Source organism: Pandoraea sp. E26 (assembly GCF_000681415.1).
GTDB lineage: Bacteria > Pseudomonadota > Gammaproteobacteria > Burkholderiales > Burkholderiaceae > Pandoraea > Pandoraea pnomenusa.
Genome location: NZ_AYXJ01000047.1, coordinates 17,348 through 39,945, shown reverse-complemented (window position 1 = coordinate 39,945; position 22,598 = coordinate 17,348). Strand labels below are relative to the sequence as shown.

Here is a 22,598-nt window from a genome sequence, read left to right as displayed (position 1 = left end):
TCCCTCCCCCTCCCCCCGTTTCCCCATGCCCACCGTCATCACCCTCGGCCTTGCGCAACTGATCAACTGGGGCGTGAGCTTCTACTTGCCCGGCGCGTTCGCATGGCGCATCGCGCGCGCCTCCGGCTGGCCCCAGACATGGGTCTTCGCCGGTCCGTCGCTGGCCATGCTCGTCATGGCGGCGGTCTCGCCGCTCTCCGGCCGGTGGCTCGATCGTCTGGGCGGGCGCCGGGTGATGTGCGCGGGCACGCTCATCTGCTCGGCGGGCTGCGTCATCCTCTCCACAAGCAACACGCTCGTGCAGTTCTACGCTGCGTGGTGCCTGCTGGGCGCGGGCATGCGACTGTCGCTGTACGACGCGGCGTTTGCGACGCTCGCGTCGATCCATGGCGCGTCCGCGCGACGGCCGATGACGCAGATCACGCTGATGGGCGGACTGGCCACGACCGTGTTCTGGCCGCTGGGCAACTGGCTGGGCGACACATGGGGTTGGCGCACCGGCGTGCTTGTGTATGGCGCGATCGGCCTCGTCGCCTGGACGCTGCTGCGCAGCCTGCCGCCCACCCCGCCGCGCGCATTGGCAGTCCACTCTGCCGAAGGTCCGCGCGCGACGCTGCCCCGGGTCCCGGCGCTGCTCTATGGCGCGATCATGGCGCTCGTTGCCATTCTGTCGTCGGGACTGGCCGCGCATCTGACGGCGCTGCTGGGCGCGCGAGGCCTGCCGGTCGGACTCGCGGCGTTATGGGGCATCGGGCAGGTGTGCGCCCGCACGCTGGAGTGGCTCCAGCCGCGTCAGGCCAGCGCCGTCAAACTCAACGTCGTCGTCGGCTGCGGCCTGCCGCTGTGCTTCGCGCTGGGTCTGGCCGGGCTGTCGTGGGTGGCGGCCGTGGGCGCGTTCATCTTCCTGTATGGCGCACTGAACGGCCTGGCCACGCTGCTGCGCGCGAGCCTGCCGCTGGAGCTCTTCTCGCACGACGCCTACGCGCGGGCGCTGGGCACCCTGCTCACGCCGGCGTTCGCCGTATCGGCTGCGGCGCCATGGGGATATTCGGTGGCGCGCGAGCATTGGGGCGACGCCGCCATCCTGTGGGTCTCGCTCGTCATCGGCCTGCTGATCGCGATTGCGGCGCTGGCGCTGCGGCGTCTCGCGCCGACAGCGCCTGCGCCGCGAACGCGATCCACAACCTGACCCCGGCATCGAGATTCAACCGCGACGCCAGGGAGCCCGAACGATCTCAGGATGCACCGTCCGCCGGCGTCCAGCCGCCACCCAGCGCCCGGTACAACGCAACATGGTTGACGAGCACGCGCTGCTTCACGTCGATGAGTTGCTGTGCCGCATGAAACTCGCTGCGCTGCGCGTCGAGCAGTTCGAGGTAGCTGGCCACTCCGTTCGCATAGCGACGCTCGGCCAGCCGCAGACGCTCCCGCTCACCATCCGACACACGCTTTTGCGCCTGGAACTGTCGCGAAAGCCACTGCCGTGCGGCCAGCGCATCGTCCACCTCGGCGAACGCGGTCTGGATGGCACGCTCGTACGACACCACGGCCATTTCCTTGCGTACGTTAGCCAGGTCCAAGCCCTGGGCGTTGCGCCCGCCCTGGAAGATCGGAACGGTGATCTGCGGCATGAACGACCAGACGCCCGTCCCCGCGCCGAACAGATCGGAGAAACTCGCGCTGGCCGTGCCGATGTCCGTCGTCAACCGGATCGACGGAAAGAACGCCGCGCGCGCCGCGCCGATATTGGCATTGGCGGCACGCAGTTGCGCCTCCGCACGGCGAATGTCCGGACGACGTGCCAGCAGCGACGACGGCAGTCCCGCCGCGACCGGCACGACAAACGCGTCGTCGAGTGTCGCGGCGGCCACCGGTTTCGTGCCGACATCGCCCGTAAGTACCTGCAACGCGCGCACGATCTCGCTGCGCTGACGCTCGCGCTCGGCCACTGCCGCACGCGCGACCTCAACCTGAGTCGCCTCGGTATTCAGTTCCAGATCGTCGACCAGACCGCGCTGCGCACGCAGGCGAATCACGCGAATACCCGCCTCGCGCGCGGCCAGCACGTCGCGCGCATAAGCGATCTGCTCGCTACTCGCGACCAGTCCGATATAAGCCGTGGCCACTTCTGCGACCAGACTCACCTGCGCCGACCGCCGCGCCTCCTCGCTCGACAGGTATTCCTGCAACGCGGCATCGCGCAGACTGCGCACGCGGCCGAAGAAATCGAGTTCGAACGCGCTCACGCCGACGTTCGCGCGCACGTCATTGGCCACATACCCTCGCGGCGTGCTGCTGCCGCCCTCGGGCAGACCGGCCGAGCCGGAGTAGCGCTGACGGGAGAACGCGCCGCCGGCCTGCACGCTCGGCAGCAGGTTGGCCGCCTCGATGCCGTACAGCGCGCGCGCCTCCTGCACGCGCAGCGATGCGAGACGCAGGTCGCGGTTCTGTTCGAGCGCCTTGCGAATGAGCGCCCGCAGACCCGGGTCGGTAAATACCTGCGCCCAGTCCGCATCGGCCGCCAGCGGCTCGGCCAGCGACACGGGCATCTCCTGCCCCGACAGCGCCGCGCCGTAAGTGCTCGGCATGGGCGCGGACGGACGCTCATGGGTCGGCGCCAGCGTGCATCCGCCGAGCAAGGCGAACAGGGCGACGCCGGCGAAGGCGATACCGCGCATGCGGGGACGAAGCTTCGTCATACTTTCCTCTCGACGACGGGTGCATCGGCAGGCGACGCCCCCTGACGGTCGTGACGCGCGTCACGGTCCATGGGCGGCCGGCGCCGCGGGCGAACGAAGCGACCGACCAACAGGAAGAACAAAGGCACGAGGAAGATCGCGAGCACCGTGGCCGTCACGATCCCGCCGAGCACCGCCACACCGATCGCGCGTTGCGCGCCCGACGCCGGCCCCGTGGCGATGGCCAGCGGCACCACGCCAAAGCCGAACGCGAGCGACGTCATCACGATCGGGCGCAAACGCAACCGTGCGGCTTCCACCGCGGCGTCGAGCCATGTCATGCCCTGCCGGGTCAGATCGTTGGCGACCTCCACGATCAGGATCGCGTTCTTCGCCGACAGACCGATCGTCGCGATCAACCCCACCTTGAAGTAGATGTCGTTGGGCATGCCGAGCAGACTTACCGCGCCGAGCGCGCCGATCACCCCGAGCGGCACCACCATGATGACGGCCGCCGGGATCGCCCAGCTCTCGTACAATGCAGCGAGCGCCAGGAACACGACCAGTACCGACAAGGCGAACAGCAACGGCGCCTGCGCGCCGGAGACCCGCTCCTCGAGCGATTGGCCGCTCCACTCGTAGCCGATCCCCTTGGGCAGGTCGGCCATCAGTTGTTCCATACGGGCCATCGCCTCGCCGCTGCTCCTGCCGGGCGCCGCCTCACCCTGAATCGTGAACGACGGATAGCCGTTGTAGCGCTTGAGCTGCAGAGAGCCGAGCTTCCACTTGAGCGAGACGAACGACGAGAGCGGCACCATTTCACCAGCGGCGTTGCGCACACGCAGGTTGCCAACGTCCTCGGGAGACACACGCTGGCGCCCTTCGGCCTGCACGATCACACGACGGTTCTCCGCGCCAAGCATGAAGTCACCCACGTAGTCCGAACCGAACATCGTCGCGAGCGTGGTGTTCACATCGTCCATGCCGACCTTGAGCGCTTCCATCTTGCGGCGATCGATCGCCACGTCGATCTGCGGCACGTCGCCCTGCCCCGCGAAAATCACGTTCCTGAGTACAGGGTCGCGCGCGGCCCTTTGCAGCAAATCGTCGCGGGCGGCGATAAACGTGTCCTTGCCCACGCCGGCGCGGTCCTGCAGTCGCAGGTTGAAGCCGTTGGACGACCCCAGCTCCGGCAGCGCCGGACTGTTCATCGCGATCATCATGCGATCCGGCTGGCCGGTGAATCTCTCGTTGACGCGCTCGACGATGGCATTCACGCCGTCGTGCTTCGAGGTGCGCTCGTGCCAGTCCTTGAGCGTGACGTACAACATGCCGCCGCCGGGACCCGCGCCGAACTCGTTCCAGCCGCCCAGCAGGAAAACGTGCTTGACCGGTTCATGCCGCATCAGGTATTGCTCGATGCGCTTGAGCGCGGTCATCGCCTCGGGCAGCGTGGCGCCCTGCGGCTCCGAGGCCATCACCATGAAGCTGCCCGTGTCCTCTTCCGGAATGAAGGCGGACGGCAGGCGCAGGAACGCGAGCGGCACGGCGATCAGCACGAGCCCGTACACGACCAGCGCGCGCCACGGGCGCCGCAGTGTGTTGCCGACCGTGCGCGTGTAACGCTCGGTGCCCAACGCGAACGTGCGGTTGAACCAGCCGAAGAAGCCGCGCTTGTCGTGGTGGTCGTGCGCGACCGGGCGCAGCAGCGTGGCGCACAACGCCGGCGTGAGCGACAGCGCGAGGAACGCGGAGAAGCCGATCGACACCGCGAGCGTGAGCGCGAACTGACGGTAGATGTTGCCCACCGCGCCCGAGAAGAACGCCATCGGCACGAACACCGTGACGAGTACCACCGTGATCCCGACGATGGCCCCGCTGATCTGCGACATCGCCTTGACGGTGGCCGCATACGGCGAGAGCCCCTCCTCGACCATGATTCGCTCGGTGTTCTCGACCACGACGATGGCATCGTCGACCAGAATGCCGATGGCCAGCACCATGCCGAACATCGTCAGCGTATTGATCGAGTAGCCGAGCCCGAGCAGGACGCCGAAGGTGCCCAGCAAGGCGACGGGTACCACCAGTGTCGGAATCAGCGTGGCGCGCAGGTTCTGCATGAACAGGTACATCACAAGGAAAACCAGCACCACCGCTTCGAGCAGCGTCTTGAGCACCTTCTGGATCGACACCTTCACGAACGAGGCCGTCTCGTAAGGCATCTGGTACGCCACGCCCGCCGGGAACAGGCTCGCCTGCTCGTCCATCACCTTGCGAACCGCCTTCATGACTTCGACGGCGTTCGAGCCGGCGGCGAGCTTGATCCCCATCGCGGTGGCCGGCAGGCCGTCCACGCGCGCCGAGTAGTTGTAGTCCGACGCCCCCAGCTCCACGCGGGCAACGTCGCCCAGCCGGATGGCCGAGCCGTCGGCGCGCACACGCAGCGGAATGTCCGCGAACGCTTCCGGCGTGGAGAGCGTGCTGTCGGAGACGACGTTCGCGTTGATCGGCGCCGACGCCGGCGTCGCGCCTGAGCCGATGTCGCCGATCGTCACCCGGGCGTTGTAGGCGCGCACCTTGGAGACGATGTCGGAGGCCGTGAGGTCGAGCGCCACGAGCCGAGCCGGATCGGGCCAGATACGAATGGCCTTTTCCGTGCCCCAGAACTGCACCTGCCCCACGCCCGGCACGCGCTTGAGCTGGTTCATGACCTGCGAGGCGGCAATCTCGCCCAGGTCGAACTCGCCGATGGCGGGATTGCGCGACGACAGCGTCACGATCATGTGGATGTTGTCAGCCGCGCGCTCGACCTTCACGCCGTAGCGACGCACGACCTCCGGCAGACGCGACTCGACCGTCTTGAGCCGGTTCTGCACCTCCACGGCCGCCAGATCGAGGCTCGTGCCCTGGCGGAAGGTCAGGTTCACCGACGACTCGCCGTTGCCGCTGGTGGCCGACGTATACATGAGGCCGGGCGCACCGTTCATCTGGCGCTCGATGATCGCCGTGACGGAATCCTCGACGACTTTCGCCGATGCACCGGGGTAGCTGCTCCACACGCTGACCATTGGCGGCGCGATATCTGGATATTGCGCGACAGGCAGCGCCCGGATCGCGAGTATGCCGACGAGCGTGATCAGCAGGGAAATCACCCAGGCGAAGACCGGGCGATCGATAAAGAAGCGAGCCATGATTATTGCGTCTCCGCATGGGAGGCCGGTCCGGCGCGCGCGGGCGTCGCCGTTTTGGCGTTGTCCTGCGGTCCGGGGGTATCGACTTTGCCAGCCCTACCCGATTTATCGGACTTATCGGCCTCGGCCGAGGCGACCTCGGGCTTTACCTTGACCTGCATGCCGTCGGAGAACTGCGCAACGTTCTGCACGATCACCTGCTCGCCACCCTTGAGGCCGTCCGTCACCAGCCACTCGCGCCCGTCGATCGCTTCGGCGCGCACCTTCGTGTCGTGAACCCTGCCCTGTGCATCGACCACGCGCACCACGGCGCCGTCGACCGTGCGAGTCAGCGATTCGCGGGGCACGCGCACGACGTTCGGGTTGACCGCCCCCTGCATGCGTACCTGCACGAACGCGCCAGGCAGCAGCACGCCGTCCGGGTTCGGCAACAGCGCGCGCATGGCGATGGTGTCCGTGCCGGGATCGACGGCCAGGTCCGTGAAACGCAGCTTGCCGGGCAATGCGTACTCGCGCCCGTCCGGAAGCGTGACATGCACCTCCGGCGCGGCGGCGTCGTTGCCATGCCGCAGCTTGCCGGCGCGCAGATCGCGCGTCATGGCGTACACCTCGGCGGCCGGCTGCGAGAAGTTCACATAGATGGGATCGATCTGCTCCACACGTGTGAGCAGCGTGGGCGAATCGACGCCGACGAGCGCGCCTTCGGTAACTTCGGCCCGACGCACGCGCCCCGCAATGGGCGACTCGACCTTCGTATAGCCAAGATTGAGCTCCGCCTTGCGCACCTCGGCACGCGCGGCGAGCACTTCGGCGCGCGTACGCGCCTCGGCCGCACGGGACTCGGCGTCCTCGCGTGCGCTGATGGCACGCGCTTCGAGCAGGCCGCGATAGCGCTCCACCTTGTCGCGTGCCGAATCGTGCTCGGCCTGCGCCTTGGCGAGCGCGCCACGCGCGGCGTCGAGCGCCGCCGAGAGCGGTTGCGGGTCGATGCGAAAGAGCACGTCGCCCTTGGCGACCGTCTGCCCTTCCCGGTAACGACGCTCCATGACGACGCCGCCGGCGCGCGCGCGCACATCGGCACTGCGATAGGCTTCCAGACGGCCCGGCTGCAGCGTCGTGAGCGGCTCGGCGCGCCGCTCCACGGTGCGCACCACGGCTTGCTGCGCGACGTCGGCATCGTGCTTGCCACCGCGGTCCGAACAGGCGGCGAGCACGAGCCCACTGACGATCAGGCTGGCGCACGCGCCAGTTCGCATTCCGAAGCGGCTTCGGTAGTCGATTTTCGATGACATGTAATAGCGTTGGATTGACGACATCCGGTCGGCATGTCGAGTCCGCGCTCGGTGCGCGGCGTCGACGAATGGCGAATGCCACCGATGAGGGAAACCGGGGGCCCGCATCGCTCCTTGAGCGCCGTGGGTAGCAGCTGCGCGATGCACGAAGGTCCATGCCCGGAACCTCCGGACCGGGGGATCCGGTCGTCTGCCGCCTCGCCTATGCTGGCGTTTCAATCTGGCGTTTTATTCTGGAGAACGCGATTCTGACGCGAAATTGATGTTAGAAAAAGTTGGAACCCATCTATAAAATGGATAAATGAACTGGACAATTGAACAATTGCGCTACTTTGTGGCGGCGGCGGAGGAAGGATCGATATCGGCTGCCGCGCGACGGCTGGGCAAGGCACAGTCAGCGGTGAGCACGGCGATTTCGTTGCTCGAAGCCGATCTGGGCTTCGAGCTATTCGACCGCAGCCGCCGTAATGCGCGCCTCACCGATCAGGGCGAGGTGATGCTGCTCGAGGCGAAGGAGTTGTTGCGACAGGCCGAGGGCCTGAACCATCGCGCCAATGCCTTGGCCTTTGGCGAACAGCCGCAGCTCTCGCTCGCGCTCGACGAGGCGCTGCCCTATCAGGCCGTGAGCGAGCTGGTGCGCGATCTCGCCTATCAGTTCGCGTATCTGGAACTCACCTTGCTCAATGGCACCTCGACCGAAGTGGCCGAGTATGTGGAGAAGCAACGCGCGGATATCGGCTTTCACGTCGATCGCGGGGCGATTTCCTCGGCGTTGGGCCACAAGTACGTGGGCTCGGCCGTGCAGGGGGTGTTCGTCGCGGGCGATCATCCGCTGGCCTTTCGCGATCAGGTCACGCGCGGCGATCTCGCCAAATATCGGCAGATTCTGATGCAGATGGACGACTTCACGCCGTTGCAGCTGAGTCCGTCCATCTGGCGGGCGGACAGCTCCTACGTGATCGCCAGCATGGTGGTCGACAAGCTCGGCTGGGCGATCCTGCCCATCGACATTGCGGAATACGAGGATCTTCACGAACTTCGCTGCGACGATGTGGGACTGCCGCAATTGCCGGTCCGCATGCTCTGGCGTTTTGGGCGGGAGCCCAACGACGTCATGCGCTGGTGCGAGGCGCGATTCGCCGAATTGTTGCGGGCCAGCTCGCAGGAAATTTGACGCTCAGGGTACGCGGGGTCCGCCGGCCGCCGACGTGCGCAGGCGCACGAGGAAGCGGTCGAGTTGCCCGGCGAACGCCTTGCCGTCGCGCGCGCTGAACGGCGCGGGTCCCCCCGTCTCGATGCCGGCGTTGCGCAATTGCTCCATCATGTCGCGCACCGACAGGCGCTCCCGGATGTTCTCCGGCGTGAACCAGTTGCCGCGCGGATCGAGCGCGTTGGCGCCCTTCTCGATCACCGCGGCGGCCAGCGGTATATCGGCCGTCACGACCAGATCGCCCGTCACCGCCATCTCGACGATGCGTGCATCGGCCACGTCGAATCCCGCCGGCACCTGAACCGCACGGATGAAGGGCGACGGCGGCGTGCGCAGAAACTGGTTGGCGACCAGCGTGACCGGAATTTCCTCGCGCCTGGCGGCGCGAAAGAGAATTTCCTTGATGACGGCAGGACAGGCGTCGGCATCGACGAGGACATGCATGGCGGTGGGCACAATCGAAAACGCACATGATAAGCCAGGGGCACGCGTGCGGCGCACCGCGCCTCTCGCTCAGTCCATCGACAATGCAACCACCGTGGCGTCCAGTCCGGACGGTGCAACTGCTGCGCTTGCCCACGCCACTTGGGACTGTGCAATGCCGCCAACTCGCCGTGCGGATCGTTTTCGTGGCCCACCATGTGGAATGCCAGATCCCCACCCTGCCCGCGTAGCGCCGCCGCGGGCTCCTCGCCTCGGCGCCGTCAGATCGCGGTCATGGCGCGCTTCTCGTCGTCCGTGAGGATCGGGCCGTCGAGCGTGACGCGCGAATGGTCGTCCCGGAACTTCGCGATGATCGGCCTGAGCTCTTCCTTGACGTGCTTGTCGCTGTAGCCGTTGAAAAGATGGCCCAGCAGGCCGCGGCGCAGATCGCTGCTTCCCATGTACCAGTCGGCGATCGGGAACGTCAGGTTCATGTTGTACTTCATCATGATGCCCATGTTGTGATGCGCCGTATGATGACGACGAATCGTGTTGATGAACGGCATGTTGCGCACGAACCAGTTCTCGTGGCAGTGGCAGCAATAATGAAAGGTTTCGTAGATCAAGTACTGCCCCACCATCGTGAGGAACACCATCCAGCCGGCGTTGGCGTTCAGGACGAGTGAAGTCGCATACCCGAGCACGCCGCCCCCCACGCCAAGCGTGGCCAGCACGCGCCACGGAAAGAACACGATCCGGAATTCGCGCGTCGTGTCGATCGTCGACAACTGGTCGGTGAAGTACTGATGGTGCTGCCGCGTGTGCCGGTTGTAGATCTCGCGAAGGCCCCAGACATCCACGCGGCGATGCATCACGAAACGGTGCATGAACCACTCGGCAAAGTTGCCGGCGAGGAACACGGGGATGATCAGGAACCACTCCCACGTCGGCTGGCGCAACTGGCTCACGGCGTACCACACCGCACCGATCGCGACGATATACATCACGACGATGTGCAACAGGCCGTTGTACATCGGGCTGATGTTCGACTTGTACTGCTCCCTGAACTTCAATTGACGCTCGGTAATCATGGTTTGTCTCCGGTGTCCGAATGCTGCGATCCCATCAAATACACAACTAATATGTTAGTTAGCCAAGCACAAATGTCAACAAACTCGTGCGCGGATGTCTTCGGGAAGGGGGGACGCGTCTGGCGGCATTCGGAATGCGCGACGCGTCCGGGCGATCGATGTTTCGGCGGTGCTTCGATGGCGAGCGGGTAACGGCGCCGCAGGCGACGGCAAGCCCTGCGCCCCGCCGACGCCCATGTCGCTGCACGCGCCGACATGGGTGTCGGCGGTACGCGTCGCGTCGGGGCGTCTGCGCTACTTCAGTGCGACACATCCTCCAGCGCGCGGCCCTTGGTTTCGACGCCAAGCACGATCACCGCGAGTGCGGCAATCACGAAGGACACGGCCCCCATCGTGAACACGCCGGTTTGCCCCCAGCTCGGGAGCAGCACGCCGATCGCGAACGGACCTGCCAGCGAGCCAACGCGTCCGATGGACGAGGCGAACCCCGACCCGGTTGCCCGCGTCCGCGTCGGGTACAGTTCCGGTGTGTAGGCGTAGAGAACGGACCACATGCCAAAGAGGAAGAACTGCATCATCAGCCCCGCCGCGATCAACTGCTCGATCGGTGCGCGTGTGCCCGCGGCCTGCCCGTACAGATAGGCGGATACGGCGCTGCCGAGCAGCATCAGTGCGCAGGTGGGTTTTCGTCCCCACTTTTCGAGCAACCATGCCGAGAAGAGGAATCCGGGAATGCCGGCAAGCGAGATGTAGACCGTATAGAGCACGGACTTGGTGATTTCGTATCCCGCTTGCTGGAGCAGCGCGCCCAGCCATGTCGTGAGTCCGTAGTAGCCGAGCAGCGCGAAGAACCACGTGGTCCACAGCATGAAGGTCCGCTTCGCGTAGACGCCGGTCCAGATCTCCGCGAGGAGCGCCTTGCGTCCGGACGACAGACGCGGCGCGGTGGCGGCCATGCTCGGCTCGGGCAACTTGCGGCCGTACGCGCGCTCCACCTTTGCCTCGATGTGGCGCATCACGTCGGCCGCCTCTTTCATCCGCCCGGTATCTTCGAGCCAACGAGGCGACTCCGGAACCATTCTGCGGACGACGAAAACGAAAGCCGCCGGCACGGCCAGGGCGATGAATATGCCGCGCCAGCCGATCACGGGCAGCATGAAGTACGCGAAGGCCCCTGCCGCAATGAAGCCGATCGGCCAGAACCCCTCGAGAATCGCCACGTACTTGCCGCGACTGCGAGCGGGCACGATTTCCGAGACCATCGACAGGCCGATGGGAAACTCCATGCCCATGCCGAAGCCGAGCACCACGCGATAGAGCATCAGTGACTCGACATTGTGGGCGAAGCCGCACATCAGACTGCCCACGCCCCAGAAAATCATGCTCACCTGGAAGATCGGCTTGCGCCCGAACTTGTCCGCCAGCAGCCCGGCTGTGGCCGCCCCCACGAACATCCCCAGAAAGCTCGAGCTGGCGAGTAGCCCCGCCTGTGACGCGGACAGCCCGAACTCCGCCTTGATCGAGCCGAGAACGAACGTCATCAGACCAAGGTCCATCGAATCGAAGAACCACGCCGTGGCGATGATCGAGAAAAGTGTTCGTTGATAACGGGTCATCGGTAGTCGCTCAAGACGCGCGACGACACCAACGCCCAGCCGCGATGCGGCTGCTGACATGTCCATGCTTGTGTCTCCTCCAATGCAGGCTGCTAATGATCAGCTAACATATTAGACTTCGAGGCGCAAAGCGACCGGTGGTCCGGCCGAGTATCGATTGGTGTCTTTGCGCGGCTGACCCGCCACGCCGGCGCCAGGCGCAAGGCCTCGCCCCGGCGTGCTCAGGCAGCCGAGAGCCTCTCCGCCTTCTCGTCTCGAAGCGCTCCTCGCCATGCGTTGTCGATAATTTGCGCATAGCTCGCTTCGATATTCCCGACAGGGAATGCCTTGGCCAGCCGAGTCACGCCAAGCGAGTCGGCCAGCAGATGATCCAGAGATGCCTGTGCAACACCAAAGGCATCGAGGTCGGTGGGAATGCCGAGCCTGCCGACGAGATCGCGCAGCGCGCGTGGCAGCGCGCGAACCGCCTGGTCCTCGTCGGAGGTATCGATGCCGAACAGGCGCGCGACTTCGAGCAACTCGGCGCGCCGGCTGTGCGTGAGTGCGTCGATCACATAGGGCAGGACCACGGCGTTCGTGGCACCGTGCGACTTGTGTGTGAGTGCGGCCACCCCGTAGGCAATGCCGTGTACGGCGTTGAGCCCCGCGCTGCCGTACGACATCGCGGCGTAGACGCTTGCGTAACACATGCCCACCCGCGCCTCGACATCGCCGCCGTTCTCATAGCAGCGCACGAGATATTTCGCGGCCAGGCGGATGGACTCGCGCGCGAAGATCATGGTCAGGCCATTGCGTCCGCTGTAACCGGGGTCGACGCTGCCGGCACGGTCGAAGCGGCTCGAATCGAGCGTGACGAACGATTCGAGCGCGTGAGTCAGCGCGTCGAGGCCGGACTCTGCCGTGACCCTCGGCGGACAGGTGAATGTCAGTTCGGGGTCGATGACGGCAATCACCGGGCGCAGCCGGTTGTCCATGACCGCCGTTTTGATGCCGGTTTCGGGATCGAACAGAATCGTGCCCGGCGTTAGCTCGGAGCCGGTCCCCGCGGTGGTCGGCATCGAGATATGGTCGATGACCGGCGCGTCGGTGGGCACGCCGGCGCCGTAGTCGCGTATCGGTCGCCCCGAGGCCAGTGTCAGGCACAGCGCCTTGGCCAGATCGATGTTGCTGCCGCCACCGAGCGAGACGACGTGATCAGGCAGTTGGGTACCGAGCATGCCGCGAAGTTCGGCGCTCGCGCGATCGCACAGGTCGGTCGTGGGATCAGGCGCCCCCGCGGCGTAGACGTCGACGTGAATCCCGAGACGCGCACACGCAGCCACGTAATCGGATACCCATGGCGTCTTGTGCGCGAAAAACGCGTCGGTGACGAGCACGCCGCGCCGGTAGCCCAGCGTCTGGAGCAAGCGGGGAAGCTTGTGGCGATAGCCCAGTTCGATGACGAGCCGCGATGGCGCGCAGAAATGGATGCAGTCTTCGATTCTCATGAATTCTCCTCGGGTTGAATCGCCGGTCGCGGGGTAGCGCCGTGTGCGCTCAGAAATGCCCGCATCGCCGCGCCGACCTGCTGTGTGTTCTGTGTCAGCAGCGAATGACGCGCGCCGGGTATCACCTGCAACGTGGCGTGGCGCATGCCGGCCTGCATTCGCCGGGCGTGGGCGACGGGACAATCCTCATCGTCGCTGCCATGCACGATCAGCGTTGGCATGGTGACGTGAACCAGATTCGCGAGATGCGAAACCGGTCGCAACGCGCGCCAGGTCCACGCAACGACCTCGGGGTGCGCCGCCTGCGTGAGCCCCAATCGCCGCTCGCGTTGCCGGATCTCGTCGAGAAGGGCGGCCTCGTCGGACGCACCGAACCACGCCACCTCGTCGAGTTGCGCCGTACCGGACATCAGCACCGTGGCCATCGGCGGCGCATGGCGGGCAGCACCACCCGCCAGACGCGTGAGCAACTCGAAAATGACCGACACCCCCATGCTCCAGCCCGCAAGGGCAAAGGGACGATCTCCGACTTCACGCTCGATGACTTCACTCGCCCGCCGTGCGAAGGCGTCCGCGCGGCATTCGTCGGGCGATGCGGGATAGCCCGCGCGACCACGACCGGGCATGTTGGGCAGGATGAACAGGAAGGTATCGCCGAGCGCGGTCGCCAAAGGCGTCCAAGCGTCGCTCGTTCCCTGTATGCCGTGCAAGGCCACCACCGGAAAACCATCGGGATTCCCTACACGTCGAATGTCCATTGCCTGCGTGCCCCACGCCAGTAATATATTAGTTGATTAATAATAGCACATCAGATGACGTGAACAAGTCGCCTTCCCCCCGGGGAAATCCCGGAGGGCATGCAAGGCATTCCAGGGGGAAGACGAGACGCAGGCGGCGCAATATCCGCCCCCTGCGTGGCCGAAATGAAGGCCGAACGCGCGCGATCGCAGGCGGAAACGGCGTCGGAAGCAGGTGATATACAATTAATATTTGTTCTCGGCTTTGACCAAATGGCCACAAGAAAAACGACGCAACGCACAGAAAAATCGGAAGTGATGGCGGCTTCGGGCGCCCGAACGGATGTCATTCCGCGTGGCCGAATGGTCGACATGGCGTACGAGTGGATCGAAGAGGCCATCGTGACGCTGCGGCTCGCACCGGGCTCCACGCTTTCGGAATTGCAGTTGAGCGAAATGACGGGGTTCGGCCGTACGCCGATTCGCGAGGCGATCCAGCGGCTGGCGCGAGAGCATTTGATCGTGGTGTTGCCGCAGCGCGGACTGCTGGTGCCGCCGATGGACGTGGCCAAGCAACTGCGATTGCTCGAGACGCGTCGGGAGGTGGAGCGCCTCATCGCGAGAAGCGCGGCGAAGAAGGCGACCGTCGAGCAGCGCGCACATTTCACGCGCCTCGCCAAGGCCTTCAGGAGCTCGGCGCGAAGCGGCAAGGACGTGGAGTTCGTGCGCGCCGATCGCGAGTTCAACGAACTTTGCCTGGTGGCCGCGCGCAACGAATTCGCCGAAGGCGCCATGCGCCTGATGCATGGTCTGTCGCGCCGCTTCTGGTACTACCACTACAAGGAAGCGGCAGACCTGCCGACCATGGCGCGTTTGCACGCGGAAGTCGCCGAAGCGATTGCGGCCGGCGATGTCAAACGGGCGGGCGAAGGGCTGGACGCCCTGCTGGACAACATCGAAGCCTTCACGCGCGCCACGGTACTCGGCGACCGCGCATAGCGAAGGGGCGTCGGTGCCGGGCATGTCGCGTCGCCTCCCGAGACGCGGACGATTGCTTGGCGCGGGACTCAGTCGCCGGGCAGTGCGGCGGCCAGCCGCGTGACTGCGGCAAGCGCCGCGGCGTCCGATGCAAAATTGGCGAAACCCATCAGCAGGCCGCCCTTGCCGCCCCGCCGTGCCCGCCAGTCGCTCAACGCCTGCACCGCCAGCCCGCGTGCGCGTGCCGCCGCGGCCAGTGCGCTGTCGTTCTCGCCTCGCGCCAGATGCGCCAGCACATGAATCCCGCCGGCCTGCGGTTGCACGAGCAGGCGCTCGCCAAAGGTTTGCGCCAATGCGTCGACGAGATAGCCCCGGCGTTGCGCGTACAGGCTGCGCATCTTGCGCAAGTGCCGGGCAAAGTGTCCCTGTTCCATGAAATCGGCGACCATGCCCTGCAGCAGAATCGCGCCGGGGCCCGGCATGTGGACGACGATATCCCGAAACCTGGCGATCTGCGACCGCGGCACCACAAGATAGGCCAGGCGCAGGCCCGGGAACAGCACCTTGCTGAAGGTGCCCGTATAAAGCACGCGATCGTTCTGATCCAGACTCTTGAGCGCCGGTAGCGGGCGACCGTGGTAGCGGAACTCGCTGTCGTAGTCGTCCTCGATGATCCACGCCCGCGAGTCTTGTGCCCACGCCAGCAGTTCCAGTCGCCGCGGCAACGACAGCGCCACCCCGGTGGGACTCTGGTGCGTTGGCGTCACCACGGCGAAGCGCGCCTTCGGCGCACGCTGCTGCCCTGTCTTTACGTTCAGCCCCTCGTCGTCCACAGGCACCGGCGTCAGCGCCATACCTGCGCGCGTCAGACACTCACGCGCGAACAGGTACCCCGGATCCTCGTACCACCCGGCATCCCCGGGCTCGAGTAGTGCGCGGCATACCAGATCGAGCGCGCCGCGATACCCTGGCGTCACGAAAACCTGCTCCGGGGCGCAAACGATGCCCCGGGAGATGCCGAGGTATCCGGCGATCGCATGCCGGAGCGGCGCGTACCCGGCGGAATCGGGAACGGTCATGGCCGCCGTCTCCAGCGCACGCACGCTTCGCCCGGCCAGACGCGCCCATACCTTGCGCGGAAACGCGTCCAACGCGGGCAACCCGAGTTGAAACGGTGCGACGTCGCCGGATGCCGCCTGCGGCGCCCGCCAGGCATCGGCCCCGGACGGCACCCTCGCACCGGCAATCGCCGGATCGGGCAGGTTCGCGAGCCGCGGTGACACCACCGTCCCCGCCGCGCCGCGCGTCACGAAATACCCCTCGCTCGCCAGCATCTGGTAGGCCGTCTCGACGGTACCGCGTGCAAGGTTCAGGGCGCTGGCGAGACTGCGCACCGACGGCACGCGGTCGCCCGGCCCCAGCATGCCGCTGGCGATGGCCTCCCGATAGCGCCGGTACAGCTGCAGATAGACCGGACCGCTGTGATCCCGACTCGGTTTGAGTTGCTGAAAGTCCATCATCGATGCCCCACTAATATCTTCAATTCTTGGACCTATGGAGTAGGCCATCGAAAGTCTACATTAATGGCTCGACGACAAGGAACATCCCATGACAACCTTTCAATTGCGTCATCTCGACAGCGATCAGGACATTGAGGCCGGCTTCGGCGTGATGCGGGAGCTGCGCCCGCATTTGACCGACGCCGTGACGTTCACCGCCCAGGTACATCGGCAGGCCAGGCAGGGATACCGGATTCTGGCCGCCTGGCAGGACGATCAGGTCAAGGCGCTGGCCGGCTACCGTCTGCAGGAAAACACGATCTACGGACGCTTCCTTTACGTGGACGATCTGGTCACCACTGCCGACGTGCGCAGTCACGGGCTGGGTGCCAGGCTACTGGACGCGCTGCGCGACGAGGCGCGCCGTCACGAATGTGCGCACTTCGTGCTCGACACGGGTCTTGGCAATGCGCTCGCGCAACGCTTCTATTTCCGGCAAGGGCTGTTGGCCATGGGCATGCACTTCCGTCAGGCGCTGTAAGCCCGGCACCGCTCTGTCACCTTCCTTTTTTCCCTTGAGTCTCTCGAATTCCGAGATCTCGCAACATCCGAGCCAATCATGAGTACACCGAAACGCCTGCCATACAACACGCTTTCCGCCGACGCCTATCGCGGCCTGGGCGCCACCAAGACTGCCTTGTTCAAGGGCCCGCTGGGCAAGGAGATGATCGAACTGGTGTGGTTGCGGATATCGCAAATCAACGGCTGCGCGTATTGTCTGGAGATGCACACCAAGGCATTGCGTTCTGCCGGCATGCCGGAGGGCAAGCTGGCCAGCCTCGCCGGATGGCGCGTGAGCGAATACTTCACGGATCGCGAGCGTGCCGCGCTGGCATGGACGGAATCGCTCACGCACGTCGACCAGACCCACGCACCGGACGAGGATTACACGCCGCTCGAAACCTGCTTCAGCGACGTGGAGATTTCCGATCTTACTTTTGCGATTGCCTTGATGAGCGCGTTCAACCGCCTGGCGATCGGCATGCGCCAGTAACCTTTTGCGACAAGCGCCAACTTCATGAAGATCCTGCACATCGACTGCAGCCCGAGAGACGTATCGCACAGCCGCAAGATGTCGGCGGACATCGTGGTGCGTCTTCTCGCGTTCGCCCCCGGGGCAAGCATCATCCGACGCGACCTGGGGCGCGAGCCCGTCCCGCATGCGGACGCCGGTTACGCCAATGCCCTGTCGTCACCTGCGTCGCTCGACGCCGAGCAGGCACTGACCGCGACGCAACTCTCGGAGCAACTGATCCGCGAGGTCGAAGACGCCGACGCGCTCGTCATCGGCACGCCCGTCAACAACTTCACGGTGCCGTCCAATCTGAAGGCGTGGATCGATCAGGTGTTGCGCGTGAGACGCACGATCGGCACCGCGCCCACGGGCGAGAAGATCGGGCTGCTGCAGGACAAGCCGGTATATGTCGGCATCGCATCCGGCGGGGTCTTCACCGGAGAGCATGCGAAGCAGCCCGACTTCCTCACGCCTTACCTGCGCGCGGCATTCGCCTGCATCGGGCTGAAGTCGCTTCGGTTCCTGGCGCTCCAGGGAACCGCGTTTCGCGACGACGAGCAATTGCGCGCCGAGCGAATTGCGCTGGTGGCGTCGCTGGACATGGCGGGAAAGTAACGATGTGAAACCAGCACCGTCGCTCGGCGCTGATTTCCGACGCGACAATGTGTCCTGGTGAATACTGGCCTGCCCAGAGGGATTCGAACCCCCGACCGTCGGCTTAGAAGGCCGAACAACATTGAATTGACCGAGATTGATCGACATCCAAATATCACAAAAATGACTGATTAATTTGAATAAATTATGATTTTTAGATTTTCCCGCATTGATCAACGGTGACCAGAAAGGCTAGAATTTGCCTACACAGCACCTACACAGATCAGCGATGAACAAGGTCAACTTCACCAGTGAACGGGTCGCAAACCTCAGTTCAGAACCCGGGAGGCAGCAAACGCTTCATTGGGATGCAAAGACACCGAGCCTAGGCGTCCGCGTAACGTCGAATGGAGCCAAGTCCTTCATCTTCGAAGGACGCCTCAACGGCAAGACCATTCGAATCACAATCGGCGACACCCGTTCGTGGACAATTTCGAAGGCCCAAACTGAGGCAACGCGCCTCAGGCTTCTAACAGACCAAGGACGCGATCCTCGAGCGGAAAAAGCCGAAGCGCAGGCAGCGGCACGAACTGCCGAGCTACAGGTGAAGAGAGAACGATCGACGGTCTCTCAGGCCTGGGCCGAGTACCTGGAAGCCAGCAAATCGAACTGGGGGGAGCGCCATCTGCGAGACCACATCAATCTGGCGCAGCTTGGCGGGGAAGCCAAGGTTCGCGGGAAAGGCCTAACCAGACCTGGTCCGCTCGCACCGCTGATGCAACTTCGACTGGCGGAGCTCACTCCCGATACAGTTTCGAAATGGCTCGCAACCGAATCAGCGGATCGCCCAACCGGAGCGGAACAGTCCTATAGAAAACTGCGAGCGTTTCTGAGTTGGTGCGATGAGCAACCTGCGTTCGCGAGCATCGCGCATGCGAAGGCATGCTCAGCTCGCGCGGTGAAAGATTCGGTGCCCCGCCCGCAAGTGAAGACGGACTGCCTACAGCGCGAGCAGTTGAAACTCTGGTTCGCCGAAGTACGGAAGATCCCCAATCCGGTCATCTCAGCGTACCTTCAGGCCTTGCTTATTACGGGCGCTCGACGCGAAGAGTTGGCGCAGTTGCAATGGACCGATGTGGATTTTCAATGGGGAAGCCTGTCACTCGCGGACAAAATCGAAGAGGCAGGCAGAGTAATCCCGTTGACGCCATATGTCGCTCAGATGCTTGAACAGTTGCCGCGCATCAACAGGTGGGTCTTTAGCAGCCCAACGGCCGAAGATGGAAGAATTGTCGAGCCGAGAAAAGCTCATATGAAAGCGCTAAACCAAGCCAAGCTGCCGCACATCAGCGTGCACGGCCTGCGTCGGTCCTTCGGGACGCTGTGCGAGTGGATTGAGATGCCCGCTGGCGTGTCCGCCCAGATCATGGGGCACAAGCCTAGTGCCCTAGCCGAGAAGCACTATCGGCGACGCCCCCTGGACATGCTTCGCATGTGGCACCAGAGAATTGAGAGCTGGATGTTAGAACAAGCGAGCATCAGGCTTGAGATTGAAGGTTAGCTGTGTAATTCGAGACCTGGTCTACCAGTCAGCGTCAAATCAGATCTGAGATCGCTTGGACGTCAAGTCATCGAGCGCCGTGTTCGTCCCTTGTCGGTCATTCGATGGCCTGCAGCGAAATGTCCGCTCGTGGCAGGACTAGACGTTGCGCCATTGGATGATCGGGCGACCGCTCGTGCAACGGTACGGTCCGTTGAAGGTCGGGTAAATCGAGTAATTTTTTGGCGATTTAGCCGAGTTGCTCAACTCCATGAAGCGAAGCGTCCGGGAACAGTTGGGTCTCGATCACAGCAGCTCGTGCCGCCGCCACGTCAGCGGCGAACATCACGACTGCCAAATCCTTCACCGCACAAGAGCAGCAGACGTAAAATAGCCGTCTCGTGCGGTCGAGCACCGACTCCCTCCCCTCGGCGAGATTTGCTTCATCGGCGTCGGACAGGGGCGTGTAGCCGAGATATTTGCCGTAGGAGTATTGGTTGTAGGAGGCCTCTTCGTCGTCGAGTATCCGTCCCGGCAAACCTGTGGAGAACGCCTACATCGAGAGCTTCAACGGGCGGTTCCGTGACGAATGTCTGAACGAACACTGGTTCGTCTCGCTGCGTCACGCCAAGCACTTGATTGAATCGTGGCGTATCGAGTACAACACAGAGCGGCCTCACAGCTCTCTCGGCTACCTGACGCCCGAGCAGTTTGCTCGGGTGCATGAAGAACAGAAGTTATTAACCTCGGACTCTAAAAGCGTCTCGGACTAAAACCGGGGGCAGGTCAGATCGCGGTAGATCGCGTCGAGCGACACTAGCAGCCGGTCGAGCGGCTGAAAGTTGACGCCCACGTTGTACAGCCGCGCCTTGTTTCCCGCACCTGCGGCATCGGGGTACGCGCTGCCGGAGACGCCGCCACGCAGCGTCACGGGCTGGAACTTGTAGCTTGCGCCCGCGATCCACAAGCGGCTCGCGTAGAACAAAGGAAGAGTGGCTTTGTTCTATGTCTACGCGCCCAGGCTCTGCAGCTGCAAGCCGGCGCCGTCTCCAGCGCCGCGCCATCGCTGCGGTTGCCCACCACGCGGTTGGCCGCCTTCAGCGCTGCACGGTCCATGACACCCCAGGCCGAGACGCCTTGTCCTGCCTGCCCGGGGTGGCCGAGATCCTGAAACACGGTCAGCAAGCCCGTGCCATTGACCTTCAGCGACGCGTGACGGAAGTGTACGAGGATGGGAACATGTGGCCCGGCGCATACGTAGCAAAACCGACCTTGCGCAATGCATCCCCAATCTCCGGCAAGACTTCCGGGTCATCAATAGTGGCGGGTACCTTGCACTCCTGACCATCAGCAATCTTCTGCATCGTGCTGCGCAGAATCTTTCCTGACCGGGTCTTCGGCAGGCGATCTACCACCACCGCGCGCTTGAAGTCGGAAACCGGACCAATCTGCTCGCGTACCAGTTGCACCACTTCGCTCACGATGTCTTCGTGCGCGCGCGTCACCCCGGCCTTGAGACACAAGAAGCCCAATGGCACTTGGCCCTTCAGCCCATCAGCCACGCCGATTACCGCACATTCGGCAACGTCTTTGTGGCTGGCCAGCACCTCTTCCATCGCTCCCGTCGACAGACGATGGCCCGCAACATTGATAATGTCATCGGTCCGTGCCATGACATGGACGTAGCCGTCTTCATCGATGAAGCCAGCGTCTCCGGTCTCGTAGTATCCGGGGTATGCGAGAAGGTAGGCTTTCTTGAAGCGCTCGTCCGCATGCCACAGGGTGAGCAGGGCGCCCGGCGGCAACGGCAACTTCACACTCAGTGCTCCAATGTGCCCACGTGGCACCTCGCGCTGCTCGCTGTCCAGTACCCGTACATCCCAACCCGGCATTGGACGCGTTGCCGAACCATACTTGATGGGGAACTGTTCCACACCCAATGGATTGCCGGCTACGGCCCAGCCGGTTTCGGTCTGCCACCAGTGGTCGATCACCGGAACCTTTAAGCTGTCTTCGGCCCACCGCAGGGTGTCGGGATCAGAGCGCTCGCCCGCCAGGAACAAGGCGCGGAAGTGCGACAGATCGTACTTCTTAAGAAGGCTGGCCTCCGGATCCTCGCGCTTGATGGCTCGGAATGCGGTTGGTGCAGTGAAGAGCGTAGTGACCTTGTGCTGTTCAATTACGCGCCAGAAGGTACCCGCGTCAGGCGTACCCACGGGCTTTCCCTCAAAAACCACGGTGGTACAGCCAGCAAGCAACGGTCCATAGACAATGTAGGAGTGACCAACGACCCAACCCACGTCCGACGCTGCCCAATAAACATCGCCCGGCTCTACGTTATAGATATTGGCCATGGTCCAGCGCAGGGCCACGGCATGGCCGCCGTTGTCGCGCACCACCCCCTTGGGCTGCCCAGTGGTACCCGAGGTATAGAGGATGTAGAGTGGATCGGTCGCCTTCACTGGTACGCATTGCGCCGGCTCGGCCACCGCCACCGCCTCGTCCCAGTCGATGTCGCGGCCGTCAATCAGCAGCGCGCGCTCCTGCGGGCGCTGGTAAACAATGACGCACTCCGGCTTGTGGGCGGACTGCTCAATCGCGGCATCCAGCATCGGCTTGTACTTGACGATACGGCTCGGTTCAATGCCGCAGGAAGCAGAAACGATGGCCTTGGGCTTGGCGTCATCAATTCGAGTCGCCAACTCGTTCGGAGCAAAGCCGCCGAATACAACGGAATGCACAGCCCCCAACCGCGCGCAAGCGAGCATCGCAACCAGGGACTGCGGAATCATCGGCATGTACAGCAGTACCCGGTCGCCCTTCTCTACGCCTCGCGACCGGAGGGCGCCGGCAAAGCGCGCGACTTGGTCCTGCAGTTCAGCATAGGTAATGGTCAGTACCGTCTGGGTAACCGGGCTGTCGTAGATGATCGCCGCCTGGGAGCCGCAGCCCGCCTCCACGTGCCGATCCACCGCGTTGTAGCATGTGTTGAGCTCGCCGTCCGTGAACCAGCGGTGAAACGGCGCGTTGCTGCTATCGAGCACCTTGCTCCAAGGCTTGTACCAACTGATGCCCTGTGCCGCTTCATCCCAAAATCCCTCTGGGTTTGCAAGGGAGCGGACGTGTATTGCTTCAAATACGTTTTTTTCTCGAGTAGCCATTGCGCAAACTCACGAATAGTCGGACT

19 protein-coding genes, 1 tRNA gene and 2 pseudogenes are annotated in these 22,598 nt (G+C 64.1%); 8 read left to right on the top strand and 14 right to left on the bottom strand.

The window, feature by feature from the left end; translation table 11 throughout:
• The coding region (locus W930_RS0124350; RefSeq protein ID WP_235195583.1) for an MFS transporter at positions 1 to 1,189 on the top strand (1,189 nt) is incomplete at its 5' end.
• A gap of 46 nt (positions 1,190 to 1,235) precedes the next feature.
• Here the strand turns inward: W930_RS0124350 and W930_RS0124345 are convergent.
• Genes W930_RS0124345 through W930_RS28750 form a run of 3 tightly spaced genes read right to left on the bottom strand, consistent with a single transcriptional unit; the run spans position 1,236 to position 7,161 of the window.
• Positions 1,236 to 2,699, bottom strand: coding sequence for an efflux transporter outer membrane subunit (locus W930_RS0124345; RefSeq protein WP_023594790.1), 1,464 nt, complete (start codon positions 2,697 to 2,699; stop codon positions 1,236 to 1,238).
• Entirely contained in the window at positions 2,696 to 5,869 is a 3,174-nt protein-coding gene (locus W930_RS28755; RefSeq protein ID WP_235195582.1) for a multidrug efflux RND transporter permease subunit, read from the bottom strand. The genes W930_RS0124345 and W930_RS28755 overlap by 4 nt, the downstream gene beginning before the upstream one ends.
• A gap of 2 nt (positions 5,870 to 5,871) precedes the next feature.
• Positions 5,872 to 7,161, bottom strand: coding sequence for an efflux RND transporter periplasmic adaptor subunit (locus W930_RS28750; protein WP_023872027.1), 1,290 nt, complete (start codon positions 7,159 to 7,161; stop codon positions 5,872 to 5,874).
• A gap of 301 nt (positions 7,162 to 7,462) precedes the next feature.
• On the opposite strand from W930_RS28750, the gene W930_RS0124330 reads away from it, so the two are divergent.
• Positions 7,463 to 8,335: a LysR family transcriptional regulator gene (locus W930_RS0124330; RefSeq protein ID WP_023594787.1), complete on the top strand. Its 873-nt coding sequence runs from the start codon at positions 7,463 to 7,465 to the stop codon at positions 8,333 to 8,335.
• Positions 8,336 to 8,338: 3 nt separating this feature from the next.
• Here W930_RS0124330 and W930_RS0124325 read toward each other — a convergent pair whose 3' ends face one another.
• From W930_RS0124325 to W930_RS28745, 5 genes are all read right to left on the bottom strand, one after another.
• Positions 8,339 to 8,815, bottom strand: coding sequence for a YaiI/YqxD family protein (locus W930_RS0124325; RefSeq protein ID WP_023872028.1), 477 nt, complete (start codon positions 8,813 to 8,815; stop codon positions 8,339 to 8,341).
• Positions 8,816 to 9,075: 260 nt separating this feature from the next.
• Positions 9,076 to 9,885: a hypothetical protein gene (locus W930_RS0124320; RefSeq protein ID WP_023872029.1), complete on the bottom strand. Its 810-nt coding sequence runs from the start codon at positions 9,883 to 9,885 to the stop codon at positions 9,076 to 9,078.
• Between the two features lie 299 nt (positions 9,886 to 10,184).
• Positions 10,185 to 11,567 carry an MFS transporter gene (locus W930_RS0124315; RefSeq protein ID WP_024788760.1) on the bottom strand — a complete coding sequence of 461 codons (1,383 nt, stop codon included), beginning with the start codon at positions 11,565 to 11,567 and terminating at the stop codon, positions 10,185 to 10,187.
• 155 nt (positions 11,568 to 11,722) lie between these two features.
• Entirely contained in the window at positions 11,723 to 12,988 is a 1,266-nt protein-coding gene (locus W930_RS0124310; RefSeq protein ID WP_023594783.1) for an iron-containing alcohol dehydrogenase, read from the bottom strand.
• Positions 12,985 to 13,746, bottom strand: coding sequence for an alpha/beta fold hydrolase (locus W930_RS28745; RefSeq protein WP_023594782.1), 762 nt, complete (start codon positions 13,744 to 13,746; stop codon positions 12,985 to 12,987). The genes W930_RS0124310 and W930_RS28745 overlap by 4 nt, the downstream gene beginning before the upstream one ends.
• 297 nt (positions 13,747 to 14,043) lie before the next feature.
• Between W930_RS28745 and W930_RS0124300 the strand changes: the two genes are divergently transcribed.
• Positions 14,044 to 14,724 carry a GntR family transcriptional regulator gene (locus W930_RS0124300; protein ID WP_024788759.1) on the top strand — a complete coding sequence of 227 codons (681 nt, stop codon included), beginning with the start codon at positions 14,044 to 14,046 and terminating at the stop codon, positions 14,722 to 14,724.
• Between the two features lie 68 nt (positions 14,725 to 14,792).
• On the opposite strand, the gene W930_RS0124295 is transcribed toward W930_RS0124300, so the two are convergent.
• The gene (locus W930_RS0124295; protein WP_023594780.1) at positions 14,793 to 16,220 is read right to left on the bottom strand and encodes a PLP-dependent aminotransferase family protein; all 1,428 of its coding nucleotides are present in this window, start codon (positions 16,218 to 16,220) and stop codon (positions 14,793 to 14,795) included.
• 91 nt (positions 16,221 to 16,311) lie between these two features.
• Here W930_RS0124295 and W930_RS0124290 point away from each other — a divergent pair, with 91 nt between their 5' ends.
• From W930_RS0124290 to W930_RS0124280, 3 genes are all read left to right on the top strand, one after another.
• Positions 16,312 to 16,743, top strand: a complete 432-nt coding sequence (locus W930_RS0124290; RefSeq protein ID WP_023594779.1) for a GNAT family N-acetyltransferase — start codon at positions 16,312 to 16,314, stop codon at positions 16,741 to 16,743.
• A gap of 78 nt (positions 16,744 to 16,821) precedes the next feature.
• Positions 16,822 to 17,256: a carboxymuconolactone decarboxylase family protein gene (locus tag W930_RS0124285; protein WP_023872032.1), complete on the top strand. Its 435-nt coding sequence runs from the start codon at positions 16,822 to 16,824 to the stop codon at positions 17,254 to 17,256.
• A 24-nt stretch (positions 17,257 to 17,280) separates the two neighbouring features.
• Positions 17,281 to 17,892, top strand: coding sequence for an FMN-dependent NADH-azoreductase (locus W930_RS0124280; RefSeq protein WP_023594777.1), 612 nt, complete (start codon positions 17,281 to 17,283; stop codon positions 17,890 to 17,892).
• A gap of 65 nt (positions 17,893 to 17,957) precedes the next feature.
• On the opposite strand, the gene W930_RS0124275 is transcribed toward W930_RS0124280, so the two are convergent.
• Positions 17,958 to 18,037, bottom strand: a tRNA-Arg gene (locus W930_RS0124275).
• A 123-nt stretch (positions 18,038 to 18,160) separates the two neighbouring features.
• On the opposite strand from W930_RS0124275, the gene W930_RS0124270 reads away from it, so the two are divergent.
• Complete coding sequence (locus W930_RS0124270; protein ID WP_023594776.1) at positions 18,161 to 19,432, top strand: integrase family protein; 1,272 nt, start codon at positions 18,161 to 18,163, stop codon at positions 19,430 to 19,432.
• Positions 19,433 to 19,661: 229 nt separating this feature from the next.
• Here the strand turns inward: W930_RS0124270 and W930_RS30290 are convergent, their stop codons facing one another.
• Complete coding sequence (locus W930_RS30290) at positions 19,662 to 19,949, bottom strand: hypothetical protein (RefSeq protein WP_024788758.1); 288 nt, start codon at positions 19,947 to 19,949, stop codon at positions 19,662 to 19,664.
• Here W930_RS30290 and W930_RS28740 point away from each other — a divergent pair.
• Positions 19,936 to 20,184 (top strand): annotated as a pseudogene (locus W930_RS28740) (transposase); the annotation flags it as partial. The gene W930_RS30290 and the pseudogene W930_RS28740 overlap by 14 nt on opposite strands.
• Here the strand turns inward: W930_RS28740 and W930_RS0124255 are convergent.
• The 3 genes and pseudogenes from W930_RS0124255 to W930_RS28735 form a co-directional block, all read right to left on the bottom strand.
• Positions 20,181 to 20,396, bottom strand: coding sequence for a hypothetical protein (locus W930_RS0124255; RefSeq protein ID WP_023872033.1), 216 nt, complete (start codon positions 20,394 to 20,396; stop codon positions 20,181 to 20,183). The pseudogene W930_RS28740 and the gene W930_RS0124255 sit on opposite strands and share 4 nt — an antisense overlap.
• A 59-nt stretch (positions 20,397 to 20,455) precedes the next feature.
• A pseudogene (locus W930_RS29900) lies at positions 20,456 to 20,620 on the bottom strand (allophanate hydrolase); the annotation flags it as partial.
• The gene (locus tag W930_RS28735; protein ID WP_023594773.1) at positions 20,614 to 22,572 is read right to left on the bottom strand and encodes a propionyl-CoA synthetase; all 1,959 of its coding nucleotides are present in this window, start codon (positions 22,570 to 22,572) and stop codon (positions 20,614 to 20,616) included. The pseudogene W930_RS29900 and the gene W930_RS28735, both read right to left, overlap by 7 nt.
• Between the last annotated feature and the right edge of the window lie 26 nt (positions 22,573 to 22,598).